Below are 15,781 nucleotides of genomic sequence, written 5' to 3'. Positions count from 1 at the left end.
GCCTGGCCGGCTCCGGGACCGCGCGGGTCCCGGAGCCGGTCGTACCCCGCTCCTAGTCGCGGATCGCCGTCAGGTGCTCGGCGTGCTCCTGGAGGGAACGTACGCCGACGTCCCCGTGCTTGAGCGCGTCGATGCCCTGGACCGCGGCGGCGAGCGCCTGGACGGTCGTCAGGCACGGCACGGAGCGGGCCACCGCGGCGGTCCGGATCTCGTAGCCGTCGAGACGGCCGCCGGTGCCGTACGGCGTGTTGACGATGAGGTCGACCTGGCCGTCGTGGATGAGCTGGACGATGGTCTTCTCGCCCTCCGGCCCCTCGCCCTCGGACTGCTTGCGCACGACGGTGGCGTTGATGCCGTTGCGCTTGAGGACCTCGGCGGTGCCGGAGGTCGCCATCAGCTCGAAGCCGTGGGCGACGAGTTCCCGGGCCGGGAAGATCATCGAGCGCTTGTCGCGGTTGGCGACCGAGATGAACGCACGGCCCTTGACGGGCAGCGGGCCGTAGGCGCCTGCCTGGGACTTGGCGTAGGCCGTCCCGAAGGCCGAGTCGATGCCCATGACCTCGCCGGTCGAGCGCATCTCCGGGCCGAGGACGGTGTCCACCCCGCGGCCGTGGATGTCGCGGAAGCGCGACCACGGCATGACGGCCTCCTTGACGGAGATCGGCGCGTCGAGCGGCAGGGTGCCACCGTCGCCGTGGGCCGGCAGCAGGCCCTCGGCGCGCAGCTCGGCGATGGTCGCGCCCAGCGAGATGCGGGCGGCGGCCTTGGCGAGCGGGACGGCGGTGGCCTTCGAGGTGAAGGGGACGGTGCGGGAGGCGCGGGGGTTGGCCTCCAGGACGTAGAGGATGTCCCCGGAGAGCGCGAACTGGATGTTGATCAGGCCGCGGACGCCGACGCCCTTGGCGATGCCCTCGGTGGAGATCCGCAGGCGTTTGATGTCGTGGCCGCCGAGGGTGATCGGGGGCAGCGCGCAGGCCGAGTCGCCGGAGTGGATGCCGGCTTCCTCGATGTGCTCCATGACGCCGCCGAGGTAGAGCTCGGTGCCGTCGTAGAGCGCGTCGACGTCGATCTCGATGGCGTCGTCGAGGAAGCGGTCGACCAGGACCGGCCGGGTGGGGCTGATCTCGGTGGACTCGGCGATGTACGTGGAGAGGCGCGTCTCGTCGTAGACGATCTCCATGCCGCGTCCGCCGAGGACGTACGACGGGCGGACGAGGACCGGGTAGCCGATCTCGTCGGCGATGGCCTTGGCCTCGTCGAAGGTGGTGGCGGTGCCGTGCTTGGGCGCGGGCAGGCCGGCCTCGGCGAGCACCCGGCCGAAGGCGCCGCGGTCCTCGGCGGCGTGGATCGCCTCGGGCGACGTGCCGACGACGGGCACGCCGTTGTCCTTGAGCGCCTGCGCCAGGCCGAGCGGGGTCTGGCCGCCGAGCTGGACGATGACACCCGCGACGGGGCCGGCGAGGGTCTCCGCGTGGACGATCTCCAGGACGTCCTCCAGGGTGAGCGGCTCGAAGTAGAGCCGGTCGGAGGTGTCGTAGTCGGTGGAGACGGTCTCCGGGTTGCAGTTGACCATCACGGTCTCGTAGCCGGCGTCGCTGAGTGCGAAGGAGGCGTGGACGCAGGAGTAGTCGAACTCGATGCCCTGGCCGATGCGGTTGGGACCCGAGCCGAGGATGATCACCGCGGGCCTGGTGCGGGGCGCGACCTCGCTCTCCTCGTCGTACGAGGAGTAGAAGTACGGCGTCTTCGCGGCGAACTCGGCGGCGCAGGTGTCGACCGTCTTGTAGACCGGGCGGATCCCCAGGGCGTGGCGGACCTCGCGGACGACGTCCTCGCCCAGGCCGCGGATCCCGGCGATCTGCGCGTCGGAGAAGCCGTGGCGCTTGGCCTCGGCGATCACGTCGGCGTCGAGGCGCTGGGCCGAGGCAAGCTCGTCGGCGATCTCCTTGATCAGGAAGAGCTGGTCGACGAACCACGGGTCGATCTTCGTGGCGTCGAAGACCTCCTCGGGGGTGGCCCCGGCCCGGATCGCCTGCATGACGGTGTTGATGCGGCCGTCCGTGGGGCGGACCGCCTCGGCGAGCAGGGTGTCCTTGTCGCCGGGCTCTCCGGTGAAGGAGAACTGCGAGCCCTTCTTCTCCAGCGAGCGCAGCGCCTTCTGCAGCGCCTCGGTGAAGTTGCGGCCGATCGCCATGGCCTCGCCCACCGACTTCATGGTGGTGGTGAGGGTGGAGTCGGCGGAGGGGAACTTCTCGAACGCGAAGCGCGGGGCCTTGACGACGACGTAGTCGAGCGACGGCTCGAAGGAAGCCGGGGTCTTCTCCGTGATGTCGTTGGGGATCTCGTCCAGTGTGTAGCCGACGGCCAGTTTGGCAGCGATCTTCGCGATCGGGAATCCAGTGGCCTTGGAGGCGAGCGCCGAGGACCGGGAGACACGCGGGTTCATCTCGATGACGATGATCCGGCCGTCGCTGGGGTCGATGGCGAACTGGATGTTGCAGCCGCCGGTGTCGACGCCGACCTCGCGGATGATCGCGATGCCGAGGTCGCGCAGGCGCTGGTACTCGCGGTCGGTGAGCGTCATCGACGGGGCGACGGTGATGGAGTCGCCGGTGTGGACGCCCATCGGGTCGAAGTTCTCGATGGAGCAGACGACCACGACGTTGTCGTTCTTGTCGCGCATGAGCTCCAGCTCGTACTCCTTCCAGCCGAGGATGGACTCCTCCAGGAGCACCTCGGTGGTCGGGGAGAGGGTGAGGCCCTGTCCGGCGATGCGGCGCAGCTCCTCCTCGTCGTGGGCGAAGCCGGAGCCGGCGCCGCCCATGGTGAAGGAGGGGCGGACGACGACCGGGTAGCCGCCGAGGGTCTCGACGCCCTGGATGACGTCGTCCATCGTGTGGCAGATGACCGAGCGCGCGGACTCGCCGTGGCCGATCTTCTCGCGGACGGCCTCCACGACGCCCTTGAAGAGGTCGCGGTCCTCGCCCTTGTTGATCGCCTCGACGTTGGCGCCGATCAGCTCGACGCCGTACTTCTCCAGCACGCCGTTGTCGTGCATGGAGATGGCGGTGTTGAGCGCGGTCTGGCCGCCCAGCGTCGGGAGGAGGGCGTCGGGGCGCTCCTTGGCGATGATCTTCTCGACGAACTCGGGGGTGATCGGCTCGACGTAGGTGGCGTCGGCGATCTCCGGGTCGGTCATGATCGTGGCCGGGTTGGAGTTGACCAGGATGACGCGCAGGCCCTCGGCCTTGAGCACGCGGCACGCCTGGGTACCGGAGTAGTCGAACTCGGCGGCCTGGCCGATGACGATCGGGCCGGAGCCGATGACCAGGACGGACTGGATATCGGAGCGCTTAGGCACGCTGGCCCTCCATCAGGGTGACGAAACGGTCGAAGAGGTAGGCGGCGTCGTGCGGGCCGGCTGCCGCTTCGGGGTGGTACTGGACGCTGAAGGCAGGCTGGTCGAGGAGGTGCAGTCCTTCGACGACCTGGTCGTTCAGGCAGACGTGGGAGACCTCGGCACGGCCGAACTCGGTCTCCGAGACCCTGTCCAGGGGCGCGTCGACGGCGAAGCCGTGGTTGTGCGCGGTGACCTCGACCTTGCCGGTCGTACGGTCCTGGACGGGCTGGTTGATGCCCCGGTGGCCGTACTTCAGCTTGTACGTGCCGAAGCCGAGGGCACGGCCGAGGATCTGGTTGCCGAAGCAGATGCCGAAGAGCGGCGTCCTGCGCTCGAGCACGGCGCGCATCAGCGCCACCGGGCCCTCGGCGGTGGCGGGGTCGCCGGGGCCGTTGGAGAAGAACACCCCGTCGGGGGCGACGGCGTAGACCTCTTCGGCGGTCGCGGTGGCGGGGAGCACGTGCACCTCGATGCCGCGCTCGGCCATCCGGCGCGGGGTCATGCCCTTGATGCCGAGGTCGATGGCGGCGACGGTGAACTTCTTCTCGCCGACCGCCGGAACGGTGTAGGCCTCCTTGGTGGCGACCTCCTCGTACAGGCTGGCGCCCGTCATCTGCGGCTGCGCCCGGACCCGGGCGAGCAGTTCGGCGTCGGGGGCGAGTGCCTCGCCGGAGAAGACGCCGGAGCGCATCGCGCCGCGCTCGCGCAGGTGGCGGGTGAGGGCGCGGGTGTCGATGCCGCAGATGCCGACGACACCCTGCCGTGCGAGCTCCTCGTCCAGGGGACGGCGCGAGCGCCAGTTGGACGGGATGCGGGCGGGGTCGCGGACCACGTAGCCGGAGACCCAGATGCGGCCGGACTCGTCGTCCTCGTCGTTCCAGCCGGTGTTGCCGATCTGCGGCGCGGTGGCGACGACGATCTGGCGGTCGTATGAGGGGTCGGTCAGCGTCTCCTGGTAGCCGGTCATGCCGGTGGAGAAAACGGCCTCGCCGAACGTCTCCCCCACGGCCCCGTAGGCACGGCCGCGGAAGATGCGGCCGTCCTCCAGGACGAGTACGGCGGGAGACACCCTTTTCCTCTGCGAGGCGTGCCCCGGATTGGAGATCGTCATCGTGCGGTGCCTTCCGTAGTGCTGGTGAGAGAGGTGAGGGTGTCGATCCAGGTCTGGTGGTCGGCCGCCCGGTCGGAGCGGAACCCGGAGTCGATCAGCTTGTCGCCGTGGGCCCAGGTGACGACCAGCAGGCCGCCCTCGGGGAGGACCTTGCCCGCGAGCGCGCGCTCGTGCCGGGCCCCGCGCAGCGCCTCGGCGGGCACGAAGAACCCGGCGGCTCCGGGGCGTACGACGTCCAGGCCCTGCTCCGTGAGCGTGAGCACGACCCGGCTGCGGGTGCCGAGGCCGTGGGCGACGATCCGGTCGAGCCACTGCCCGGCGGTGGTCGAGCCGTGGTAGCGGCCGGTGAGCTCCAGCAGCGGGGGGCGGTCCATGAAGCCCTCGGGGGTGGTGGCGAGTTCCGGCAGGTCGGACTGGAGGCTGCCGCGCCACTTCCATCCCTGGCGCATCAGCCAGTAGACGAAGGCCACGAAGACCAGTATGCCGACGACCCAGCTGATCCGGGCGGACCAGTCGGTGACCTCGGCCGACTTCTGATCGGCGGCCAGCAGGTACAGGGGGATCGGATGTGTCACGTGAGCTTCCCGTCGACGACCGTGGCGCGGCCCCGCAGGAAGGTGTGGGTGACGCGGCCCGGCAGCTCACGGCCCTCGTAGGGGGTGTTGCGGCTGCGGGACGCGAAGCCCGCGGGGTCCACGGCTCCACGGTATGCCGGATCGACCAGGACGAGGTTGGCGGGCTCACCGACCGAGACGGGCCGGCCGTGACCGTCGAGGCGGCCGATGGCCGCGGGGCGGAAGGACATCCGGTCGGCGACGCCCGCCCAGTCGAGCAGACCGGTCTCGACCATCGTCTGCTGGACGACGGAGAGCGCGGTCTCCAGGCCCACCATGCCCATGGCGGCGGCGGCCCACTCGCAGTCCTTGTCCTCGTGCGGGTGCGGGGCGTGGTCGGTGGCGACGCAGTCGATCGTGCCGTCGGCGAGCGCCTCGCGCAGGGCCATGACGTCGGCCTCGGTGCGCAGCGGCGGGTTCACCTTGTAGACCGGGTCGTACGAGCGCACCAGCTCGTCGGTGAGGAGCAGGTGGTGCGGGGTGACCTCGGCGGTGACGTTCCACCCCTTGGACTTGGCCCAGCGGACGATCTCGACGGAGCCGGCGGTCGAGAGGTGGCAGATGTGCACCCGGGAGTCGACGTGGGCCGCGAGCAGCACGTCGCGCGCGATGATCGACTCCTCGGCGACGGCGGGCCAGCCGACGAGGCCGAGCTCGGAGGAGACGGTGCCCTCGTTCATCTGGGCGCCCTCGGTGAGGCGGGGCTCCTGGGCGTGCTGGGCGACGACCCCGTCGAACGCCTTCACGTACTCCAGGGCGCGGCGCATGATCACGGCGTCGTCGACGCACTTGCCGTCGTCGGAGAAGACCTTCACCCCGGCGGCCGAGTCGTGCATGGCGCCGAGCTCGGCGAGCTGCTTGCCCTCCAGGCCGACGGTGACGGCGCCGATCGGCTGGACGTCGCAGTAACCGGACTCCTTGCCGAGCCGCCAGACCTGCTCGACGACTCCGGCGGTGTCGGCGACGGGGAAGGTGTTGGCCATGGCGTGCACGGCGGTGAAGCCGCCGACCGCCGCCGCCCTGGTGCCGGTCAGGACGGTCTCGGAGTCCTCGCGGCCGGGCTCGCGCAGGTGGGTGTGGAGGTCGACCAGGCCGGGCAGCAGGATCTGGCCCGCCGCCTCGACGACGGTGGCGTCCGCCGCCTCGATGCCGGTGCCGATCCCGGCGACGGTCCCGCCGTCGATCAGGACGTCCGCGACGTCGCCCCCGAGGATCTTCGCGCCGCGGATAAGGATCTTGCTCATGATTACTTGTTCCCCTCGGGACGGGCGGAGGTGGCGGGTTCGGAGCCGCCGAGCAGCAGGTAGAGCACGGCCATGCGGACGGAGACGCCGTTGGCGACCTGCTCGACGGCGGTGCAGCGGTCGGAGTCGGCCACTTCGGCGGTGATCTCCATGCCGCGGTTCATCGGGCCGGGGTGCATGACGATGCTGTGCCCGGGCATCTTCGCCATGCGGTCGCCGTTCAGGCCGTAGCGCCGGGAGTACTCGCGCTCGGTGGGGAAGTACGCCGCGTTCATGCGCTCGCGCTGCACGCGCAGCATCATCACCGCGTCGGACTGCGGGAGCACCTCGTCCAGGCCGTAACTGACGTCGCAGGGCCACTGCTCCACGCCGATCGGCAGCAGGGTGGGCGGGGCCACCAGGGTGACGTGGGCGCCGAGCGTGGTCAGCAGGTGGACGTTGGAGCGGGCCACCCGGCTGTGCAGGACGTCGCCGACGATGGTGATCCGGCGGCCGTCGAGGTCGCGGCCGAGGCCCTGGTCGGCCCCGACCAGCCTGCGGCGCATGGTGAAGGCGTCCAGCAGGGCCTGGGTGGGGTGCTCGTGGGTGCCGTCGCCGGCGTTGACCACCGCGCCGTCGATCCAGCCGGAGGTGGCGAGGCGGTACGGGGCGCCCGAGGAGTGGTGCCGGATGACGACGGCGTCGGCGCCCATCGCCTCCAGGGTCAGGGCGGTGTCCTTGAGGGACTCGCCCTTGGAGACGGACGAGCCCTTCGCGGAGAAGTTGATGACGTCGGCGGAGAGGCGCTTGGCGGCGGCCTCGAAGGAGATGCGGGTGCGCGTCGAGTCCTCGAAGAAGAGGTTGACGACGGTCCGGCCGCGCAGGGTCGGGAGCTTCTTGATCGGCCGGTCGGCGACCCGGGCCATCTCCTCGGCGGTGTCGAGGATGAGGACGGCGTCGTCGCGGGTGAGGTCGGCGGCCGAGATGAGGTGGCGCTTCATCTGGGTGTTCTCCGGGGTGGTGGAGGTGGCGTGCGGGCGTGCGGCAGCGGCCGTACGAGCCGGGTGGCGGGCCGTACGGGAGCGCTAGTGCGGGAAGGGTGTCGGTGCCGTGGCCTGTCGCGGCACTACTGCCCGCCCACCGCGGTGGTCCGCCGGTCGCCGAGCAGCACGGCGTCGCGGCCGTCCTCCTCGGACAGCTGGACCGTGACCGTCTCCCGGTGCGACGTCGGGAGGTTCTTGCCGACGTAGTCGGCGCGGATCGGGAGTTCGCGGTGGCCCCGGTCCACCAGGACGGCGAGCTGCACGGCGCGCGGCCGGCCGATGTCGCCGAGGGCGTCGAGGGCGGCGCGGATGGTGCGGCCGGAGAAGAGCACGTCGTCGACGAGGACGACGAGGCGTTCGTCGATGCCGTCGCCGGGGATGTCGGTGCGGCCCAGGGCGCGCGCGGGACGCATCCGCAGGTCGTCGCGGTACATCGTGATGTCGAGTGATCCCACCGGGATCGCGCGGCCGGTGATCTCTTCGAGCTTCGCGGCCAGTCTGCGGGCCAGGAAGACGCCCCGGGTGGGAATGCCGAGGAGCACCACGTCGTCGGCGCCCTTGGCGCGTTCGACGATCTCGTGGGCGATCCTGGTCAGTGCGCGGGCGATGTCGGGGGCTTCCAGAACGGGCCGTGCCGCGTTGCCGGTGCCGTCGTGCTGTGCGTCCATTGGAAACGGACCTCCTTCTCCGCCTCACGGGACGGACCTTAAAGGACGTCGGAAATTCTGAAAACTACGTCGTCAACGGTACCAGGGCCGCTCGGGAGTCCCGTCCCCGCCCCCGTCAGGAGCCGCTGTGGACCTTCCGGCTTGACGCATCCACGTAACGCTGCGTAACCTCACAGTGAGTCACCAGCCACGCGGCGGCGCCGCATCTTGTTCGAGCGTCCGGGGAGCCTTATGTCCAGCGAATACGCAAAACAGCTCGGGGCCAAGCTCCGCGCCATCCGCACCCAGCAGGGCCTCTCCCTCCACGGTGTGGAGGAGAAGTCGCAGGGCCGTTGGAAGGCCGTCGTCGTCGGCTCGTACGAGCGCGGCGACCGTGCGGTGACCGTCCAGCGTCTCGCGGAGCTGGCGGACTTCTACGGCGTTCCCGTCCAGGAGTTGCTGCCCGGCACGACCCCCGGCGGCGCGGCCGAGCCGCCGCCGAAGCTCGTCCTGGACCTGGAGCGCCTCGCCCACGTGCCGCCGGAGAAGGCCGGACCGCTGCAGCGTTACGCCGCGACGATCCAGAGCCAGCGCGGCGACTACAACGGCAAGGTCCTCTCCATCCGCCAGGACGACCTGCGCACCCTCGCGGTGATCTACGACCAGTCGCCGTCCGTGCTGACGGACCAGCTCATCAACTGGGGTGTGCTGGACGCGGACGCGCGCCGGGCCGTCGCCCACGAAGAGGGCTGAGCCCGCGGGGACCCCGGTCCCCGCTGCGGAACACGCGTCGCCGGGCCGGCGGGGCGGACCGGAGACGGTCCGCCCCGCCGGCCCGGCGTCGTTTCCGGCCCCGCCGTCCGCGGCGTGCGCCGCGGGCTCCACGGAACTCCCCGGAAGGGCCGGGCCGGACATGCCGAAGGCCCGCGGTCTCACGACCGCGGGCCTTCGTCGGCTGAACACCGCGCGTTCCGGAGCTACTGCTCGCGGCGCAGGTTCGGCTTGAGGTCCTTGAAACGGGCCAGCATGCCGTTGACGAAGGACGGGGAGTCGTCCGTGGAGAACTCCTTGGCGAGCTGGACCGCCTCGTCGATGACGACGGCGTCCGGCGTCGCGTCCATCCAGATCAGCTCGTACGCGCCGAGCCGGAGGATGCTGCGGTCGACGACCGGCATGCGGTCGATCTCCCAGTCCACGGCGTACGTGACGATGAGGTCGTCGATGCGGTCCGCGTAGCGCGCGTACCCCTCGACGAGCTCCATCGTGAACTCGCCGACGGGGGGCTGACGGTCGTCGGTCCGCGAGTGCCGGACCCAGTCCGCGAGGACCGTCTGCACGGATTCGCCGCGCTGGTCGGCCTCGAAGAGGATCTGGAAGGCGCGCTTGCGGGCCTTGTTCCGGGCAGCCACGGTTAGCTGTTCACCCGGCCGAGGTAGTCGCCCGTACGGGTGTCGACCTTGATCTTCTCACCGGTGCTGATGAAGAGCGGCACACCGATCTCGTAACCGGTCTCCAGGGTGGCGGGCTTGGTGCCACCGGTGGAACGGTCGCCCTGGACGCCCGGGTCGGTGTGCTGGATGGTCAGCTCGACGGCGGCGGGCAGCTCCACGTAGAGCACCTCGCCCTCGTGCTGGGCCACCGAGGCGGTGAAGCCCTCGATGAGGAAGTTCGCGGTGTCGCCGACGGACTTGCGGTCGACCATCAGCTGGTCGTACGTGCTCATGTCCATGAACACGAAGTACTCGCCGTCCATGTACGAGAACTGCATGTCCCGGCGGTCGATGGTGGCCGTTTCGACCTTCACGCCGGCGTTGAACGTCTTGTCGACGACCTTGCCGGAGAGCACGTTCTTGAGCTTGGTGCGCACGAAGGCGGGGCCCTTGCCGGGCTTGACGTGCTGGAACTCGACGACGGACCAGAGCTGGCCTCCGTCGAGCTTGAGCACCAGGCCGTTCTTGAGGTCGTTCGTGGAAGCCACGGTTGCGGAGTCTCCTGGACTGAAAGCTGGTGGACGGCCAGGAGAACACGCGCTAGAGCGCGAGCAGCTCCTTGGTCGTAATGGTGAGTAGCTCGGGTCCGCCGTCCGCCTCGGGGCGCACGACGAGCGTGTCATCGATCCGGACACCGCCCCGGCCCGGGAGGTGGACCCCCGGTCCGACGGTGACCGGCACGCAAGCGTCCAGTTTACCCATGGCTGTCGGTGCCAACTGCGGGTCCTCGACGATTTCGAGTCCCACCCCGTGCCCGGTACTCGGCTGGAGCCCTTCGCCGTGCCCCGCCGAGTCCAGCGGATGGCGGGCCGCGTGGTCCACCTCACGGTAGGTGGCGTCGGGCAGCAGGGCCTCCCGACCCCCGCGCTGAGCGGCGAAAACGAGTTCGTACAGTTCGATCTGCCACTCCGCCGGGGCCGTGCCGATCACGAAGGTGCGGCCGATCTCGCAGCGGTACCCGCGGTAGCTGGCGCCGAGGCAGACACTGAGGAAATCGCCTTCCTCGACCCTGCGGTCGGTCGGCCGGTGACGCCCCTGGCCGGAGTGGGGCCCGGTGGCGACGGAGGTGGGGAAGGCCGGCCCTTCGGCACCGTGGTCGACCAGCCGGCGCTCCAGCTCCAGGGCGAGGTGGCGTTCGGTGCGGCCGACGAGGATCGACTCAAGGAGTTCGCCCAACGCCTGGTCGGTGATCTCCGCCGCGATGCGCAGGCAGGCGATCTCCTCCTCGTCCTTGACCACCCGCAGTTGCTCCACGGTGGTCCCGAGGTCGGCGAGGCGCAGCCGGGGGGCAGCGGTGGCCATGGCCCGGTGACGGGCCACGGTGAGGTCGTGCTCCTCCACCGCGAGGCGTTCCGCACCGTGCGCGGCGGCCAGGCCCGCGGCGGCCACGGCCGCGTCCCCGCGCCCGCCGCCCAGGACCGAGACGCGCAGCGCCTCGTCCGGCTGCCCGTGGGACGGATCCGCGACCGGGGCACGGGGGCACAGCAGGACGTCCTCTCCGGAGCCGAGCAGCAGGACGGCGCCGGGGGGCGCCCCGCCGGCGAGATAGCGGACGTTGGCGGGGCGGGAGACCAGGGCGGCGGCCGATCCTGCGGCGGCGCACCGGTCGCGGACCAGCCCGCGGCGGACGGCGTACACCTCTGACATGCCCCGAGCGTACGAGCGCATCCGCCGGGCCGCGCGTCAGCACTGTCCGACCGGGGGCGGCCGGGAAGCCCGGTCCGCCGGGACCCGGCACGCCCGGACCGCCGGGAGCGGGGTACGCCCTACCAGGCGGGCGGGCTGGCCAGGGCGCGGGCCAGGACGTCGTCGAGGACGCGGGCGGTGGTCTCGACGTCGTACGCCGAGTTGTCGATGATCGGCAGCCCGGAGCCGTACCACCCGGCCATCCGGCCGTGGATGCGGGCGACCTCCTCGTCGGAGAGGCGGCGGTTGCCGGTGCGGGCGGCGTTGCGCTCCAGGACGATCTCCAGGCCGGGCAGCAGGACCACGGGGAGCAGACCGGGGCCGACGTGGCGCTTCCAGCCGCCGAGGCCGATGACCGGGCGGTCGGGGAAGACGGCGTCGTCGAGGATGCAGGAGATGCCGTTGGCGAGGAAGTTGCGGGCGGCGAAGCCGCAGGTGCGGCGGGCCAGCCGGTACTGGGCCTCGGACTGGTCGTTCCAGCCGGCCTGCGGGTCGGCGAAGCCGGAGCGCACCCACTCGCGTACGTCGTCCAGCGAGACGTGGGCGGTGGGCACCCGGCGACGGGCGGCCCACAGCTTGGCGACGGTGGTCTTGCCCGCGCCCGCCGGGCCGATGAGCAGGACGGCGAGGGTCGCGGCGCCCGTGCCGGCCTCGACGGGCCCCGCCGGCACCGGCACGAGGCCTCCGGGCGGCAGCCGGAAGTGGCCGGTGACCTCGCGGGAAGGGGGCGGGGGCTGCTGGTCGGAGTCGGAGCCGGCCCACCCCTGAGCGGGGGGCGCGGTGGGCGCCGGGGGTATCGGGGGCGGCGGCACGGGGCTGCTGCCGGGGTGCCGGCCGTCGACGGGGCCGTGCCCGGGCCTGTGGGGCGGCGGCAACGGAGCCCCCACTGCGTGCTGCATCCGGTGCCACTCCGTCTCGTGCGGTCAACTGGCGCTGGTCGGACGGCTACCGTACCGCCCCGGGCCTTCCCCGGGGGAACGGCCGTCACCGGGTGAACGGCCCGGGACGGCGCCACTTGCCCGCTCCCCGGCCGAACGCCCGACGGGAAGGCCCGACCGCGGGGAAGGCCGCCCGAGCCAGAGGCCGACCGCGGGGAAGGCCACCCGGAGGAGTGGCCGGGCGACGGGGAGGGCCCGCGGACTCGGCCGGGTGCCCGGAGGCGGGCACCCGGCGGGTGGTGACGCCGGGTCAGTCCGTCAGCTCGTCGGCCAGCGCGCGCAGGGCCAGCCGGTAGGAGCCGATGCCGAATCCGGCGACCGTCCCGGTCGCGACCGGTGCGACCACGGAGTTGTGCCGGAACTCCTCGCGTGCGTACGGGTTGGAGATGTGCACCTCGATGAGGGGCGCGGTCCGCTGCGAGGCCGCGTCCCTCATTCCGTAGGAGTAGTGGGTGAAGGCACCGGGGTTGATGACGACCGGCAGCGAACCGTCCGCCGCCTCGTGGAGCCAGCGGATCATCTGGCCCTCGTCGTTGGTCTCGCGGACCTCGACGTCGAAGCCGAGCTCCTTGCCCAGCGCCTGGCAGGTCTCGACGAGTCCGGCGTAGGAGGTGGCCCCGTAGACGTCGGGCTCGCGGGAGCCCAGCCGGCCGAGGTTGGGGCCGTTCAGCACGAGCACCCTGCGGGTCACGCGGAGACCTCCCCGTAGGCGGCCAGCAGGATGGCCGGGTCCGGGCCCTCCAGGACGGTGGGCTTGCCGAGGGCGTCGAGCACGATGAAGCGCAGCAGGTCGCCGCGGGACTTCTTGTCGAGCTTCATGTTCTCCAGCAGGCGCGGCCACTGGTCACCGCGGTAGGTGAGCGGCAGCCCGACCGAGGCGAGGACGGTGCGGTGGCGGTCGGCGGTGGCGTCGTCGAGCCGGCCCGCGAGCCGGCCCAGCTCGGCGGCGAAGACCAGACCGATCGAGACAGCGGCGCCGTGACGCCACTTGTACCGCTCGTTCTTCTCGATCGCGTGGCCGAGGGTGTGGCCGTAGTTGAGGATCTCGCGGAGTCCGGCCTCCTTGAGGTCGCTGGAGACGACCTCGGCCTTGACCCGGATGGAGCGCTCGATCAGTTCGGCGGTGTGCGGTCCGGTCGGCGTACGGGCGCCCTCCGGGTCCGCCTCGACGAGGTCGAGGATCACCGGGTCCGCGATGAAACCGGCCTTGATGATCTCGGCCATCCCGGAGACGTAGTCGTGCACCGGGAGCGAGTCGAGGGCGGCCAGGTCGCAGAGCACCCCGGCCGGCGGGTGGAAGGCGCCGACGAGGTTCTTGCCCTCGGCGGTGTTGATGCCCGTCTTGCCGCCGACCGCCGCGTCGACCATGCCGAGCACCGTGGTGGGTACGGCGATCCAGCGCACCCCCCGCAGCCAGCTCGCCGCGACGAACCCGGCGACGTCGGTCGTGGCTCCCCCGCCGACCCCGACGATCACGTCGCTCCGGGTGAAACCGGTCTGGCCGAGCGCCTTCCAGCAGTAGGCCGCGACCTCGATGGTCTTGGCCTCCTCGGCGTTCGGCAGCTGGATCGCGATCGCCTCGTACCCCTGGGCGGCGAGGTCCTCGCGGACCGCCTCACCGGTCTCGGCGAGCGACTCGGGGTGCAGTACGGCGACACGCTTGGCACGGTCGCCGATCAGCTTCGGCAGCTCGCCGAGGAGCTGCCGGCCGACCAGCACGTCGTACGGGTCGCTGCCCGCGGTGCCGGCGACCTGGATGCGGGTGGGTGCCTGCTCGGTCATTGCTGTCTTCTCCCGGCCGGGCGTCGTGTCGCGTTCCGGCAGGGCCAGCGCGTCGATGATCGCCCGGGCGATGTCGTCGGGGGTGCGGTCGTCGGTGGCGACGGTCACCCGCGCCACCTCTTCGTACAGGTGACGGCGGAGCTCCATCATCTCGCGCCACTGCCGTCGGGGGTTGACCGCCAGCAGCGGCCGGGCGGCGCCCAGTCCGACGCGCTTGACCGCCTCTTCCAGGTCCATGGAGAGGTAGACGACCGCGTGTCCCGCCAGCAGGGCACGGGTGTCCGCGTCGAGTACGGCTCCCCCGCCGAGTGCCAGCACACCGGAGTGCCCGGCGACGGCCTCACGGACGGCGCGGCGCTCCAGTTCGCGGAAGCGCTCCTCGCCCTCGTCGAAGAAGATCTCCGAGATGGGTTTGCCCGCCGTCTCCACCACGTCGGCGTCGGTGTCGCGGTACGGGGCCCCGAGCTGCTCGGCGAGGAGCTCACCGATCGTGGACTTGCCGACCCCCATGGGGCCGACGAGGACGACCAGCGGCGCACTCATCGGATCTGGAGGTTGTCGAGGTACCCCCGCACGTTGCGGCGCGTCTCGGCCACGCTGTCGCCGCCGAACTTCTCCGCGACCGCGTCGGCGAGCACCAGGGCGACCATCGCCTCGGCGACGATTCCGGCAGCCGGCACGGCACAGACGTCGGAGCGCTGGTGGTGGGCCTTGGCGGGCTCGCCGGTCACCACGTCGACGGTGGCCAGGGCGCGCGGCACGGTCGCGATCGGCTTCATCGCGGCACGGACCCGCAGCAGTTCGCCGGTGGTGAGGCCGCCCTCGGTGCCGCCGGCCCGCCCGGAGGCGCGCTTGATGCCGTCCTCGGTGACCAGGATCTCGTCGTGGGCCTGGGAGCCGGGCACCCGGGCGAGGTCGAAGCCGTCGCCGACCTCCACCCCCTTGATCGCCTGGATGCCCATGAGGGCGGAGGCGAGCCGGGCGTCGAGCCGGCGGTCCCAGTGCACGTGCGAGCCGAGTCCGACCGGCACGCCGTACGCGAGCACCTCGACGACGCCCCCGAGGGTGTCGCCGTCCTTGTGGGCCTGGTCGATCTCGGCGACCATCGCCTTCGACGCGTCCTGGTCGAGGCAGCGGACCGGGTCGGCGTCGAGCGTCGCCACGTCGGCCGGGGTCGGCAGCACACCGTACGGCGCCTTGGCGGCGGCAAGTTCGACGACGTGGCTGACGATCTCGATGCCCGCGGTCTCCTTGAGGTAGGAGCGGGCGACGGCGCCCAGTGCGACGCGGGCGGCGGTCTCCCGGGCGCTGGCGCGCTCCAGGATCGGCCGGGCCTCGTCGAATCCGTACTTCTGCATCCCCGCCAGGTCGGCGTGGCCGGGCCGGGGGCGGGTCAGCGGGGCATTGCGGGCCAGTGCGGCCAGCTCGTCCTCGGGAACCGGGTCGGCGGACATGACCTGTTCCCACTTGGGCCACTCGGTGTTGCCGACCATGACGGCGACCGGCGAGCCCATGGTGAGGCCGTGGCGCACCCCGCCGAGGAAGGTGACCTCGTCCCGCTCGAACTTCATCCGGGCACCGCGGCCGTAGCCGAGCCGCCGTCGGGCGAGGGCGTCGGCCACCATCTCCGTGGTGACCGGGACGCCGGCGGGAAGACCCTCCAGCGTCGCCACGAGTGCGGGGCCGTGCGACTCCCCGGCAGTCAGCCAGCGCAACCTGCTCAACGGTGCTCCTCATGCTCGCGCGCAAACTGCGACGGCGCGGCCGGGTGCGCGGCCCTGGCCCGCCGCCCCCGATCCTCCCACGATCCGGGGACCGGTCCGGCCCCCGGTCCAGAAGACGGACGT

At 71.7% G+C, this 15,781-nt stretch carries 14 protein-coding genes; 1 reads left to right on the top strand and 13 read right to left on the bottom strand.

The features are described from left to right. Positions 1-52: 52 nt before the first annotated feature. From carB to pyrR, 6 genes are all read right to left on the bottom strand, one after another. Positions 53-3,361: a carbamoyl-phosphate synthase large subunit gene (gene carB / locus PZB77_RS26920; RefSeq protein WP_275495213.1), complete on the bottom strand. Its 3,309-nt coding sequence runs from the start codon at positions 3,359-3,361 to the stop codon at positions 53-55. After that, positions 3,354-4,511: a glutamine-hydrolyzing carbamoyl-phosphate synthase small subunit gene (gene carA / locus PZB77_RS26915; protein WP_275495212.1), complete on the bottom strand. Its 1,158-nt coding sequence runs from the start codon at positions 4,509-4,511 to the stop codon at positions 3,354-3,356. The genes carB and carA overlap by 8 nt, the downstream gene beginning before the upstream one ends. Further along, positions 4,508-5,086: a hypothetical protein gene (locus PZB77_RS26910; protein ID WP_275495210.1), complete on the bottom strand. Its 579-nt coding sequence runs from the start codon at positions 5,084-5,086 to the stop codon at positions 4,508-4,510. The genes carA and PZB77_RS26910 overlap by 4 nt, the downstream gene beginning before the upstream one ends. Then, positions 5,083-6,369, bottom strand: coding sequence for a dihydroorotase (locus tag PZB77_RS26905; protein WP_275495209.1), 1,287 nt, complete (start codon positions 6,367-6,369; stop codon positions 5,083-5,085). The genes PZB77_RS26910 and PZB77_RS26905 overlap by 4 nt, the downstream gene beginning before the upstream one ends. A 2-nt stretch (positions 6,370-6,371) precedes the next feature. Beyond that, positions 6,372-7,349, bottom strand: a complete 978-nt coding sequence (locus PZB77_RS26900; protein WP_275495208.1) for an aspartate carbamoyltransferase catalytic subunit — start codon at positions 7,347-7,349, stop codon at positions 6,372-6,374. Positions 7,350-7,474: 125 nt separating this feature from the next. Beyond that, positions 7,475-8,059: a bifunctional pyr operon transcriptional regulator/uracil phosphoribosyltransferase PyrR gene (gene pyrR, locus PZB77_RS26895; protein WP_275495207.1), complete on the bottom strand. Its 585-nt coding sequence runs from the start codon at positions 8,057-8,059 to the stop codon at positions 7,475-7,477. A 231-nt stretch (positions 8,060-8,290) separates the two neighbouring features. Between pyrR and bldD the strand changes: the two genes are divergently transcribed. Next, positions 8,291-8,791: a transcriptional regulator BldD gene (bldD, locus tag PZB77_RS26890; RefSeq protein ID WP_275495206.1), complete on the top strand. Its 501-nt coding sequence runs from the start codon at positions 8,291-8,293 to the stop codon at positions 8,789-8,791. Between the two features lie 224 nt (positions 8,792-9,015). Here bldD and nusB read toward each other — a convergent pair whose 3' ends face one another. The 7 genes from nusB to aroC form a co-directional block, all read right to left on the bottom strand. After that, complete coding sequence (gene nusB, locus PZB77_RS26885) at positions 9,016-9,447, bottom strand: transcription antitermination factor NusB (RefSeq protein WP_275495205.1); 432 nt, start codon at positions 9,445-9,447, stop codon at positions 9,016-9,018. Between the two features lie 2 nt (positions 9,448-9,449). Next, positions 9,450-10,016 carry an elongation factor P gene (gene efp / locus PZB77_RS26880; RefSeq protein ID WP_275495204.1) on the bottom strand — a complete coding sequence of 189 codons (567 nt, stop codon included), beginning with the start codon at positions 10,014-10,016 and terminating at the stop codon, positions 9,450-9,452. A 52-nt stretch (positions 10,017-10,068) separates the two neighbouring features. Continuing rightward, positions 10,069-11,175: a M24 family metallopeptidase gene (locus tag PZB77_RS26875; RefSeq protein WP_275495203.1), complete on the bottom strand. Its 1,107-nt coding sequence runs from the start codon at positions 11,173-11,175 to the stop codon at positions 10,069-10,071. 119 nt (positions 11,176-11,294) lie between these two features. Then, entirely contained in the window at positions 11,295-12,113 is an 819-nt protein-coding gene (locus PZB77_RS26870) for a Pro-rich N-terminal domain-containing protein (protein ID WP_275495202.1), read from the bottom strand. Between the two features lie 289 nt (positions 12,114-12,402). Next, a complete protein-coding gene (gene aroQ / locus PZB77_RS26865; protein WP_275495201.1) occupies positions 12,403-12,843 on the bottom strand; it encodes a type II 3-dehydroquinate dehydratase in 441 nt (146 codons plus the stop codon). Then, positions 12,840-14,477: a 3-dehydroquinate synthase gene (gene aroB / locus PZB77_RS26860; RefSeq protein ID WP_275495200.1), complete on the bottom strand. Its 1,638-nt coding sequence runs from the start codon at positions 14,475-14,477 to the stop codon at positions 12,840-12,842. Before aroB ends, aroQ begins: the two co-directional genes overlap by 4 nt. Continuing rightward, positions 14,474-15,658: a chorismate synthase gene (gene aroC / locus PZB77_RS26855; RefSeq protein ID WP_275495199.1), complete on the bottom strand. Its 1,185-nt coding sequence runs from the start codon at positions 15,656-15,658 to the stop codon at positions 14,474-14,476. Before aroC ends, aroB begins: the two co-directional genes overlap by 4 nt. Positions 15,659-15,781: the final 123 nt, after the last annotated feature.

Origin of the sequence: Streptomyces sp. AM 2-1-1 (assembly GCF_029167645.1) — a bacterium.
In the GTDB taxonomy this organism is placed as follows: Bacteria; Actinomycetota; Actinomycetes; order Streptomycetales; family Streptomycetaceae; genus Streptomyces.
The sequence above is the reverse complement of the archived record's forward strand: the minus strand, read 5'-3'. Positions and strand labels throughout refer to the sequence as shown.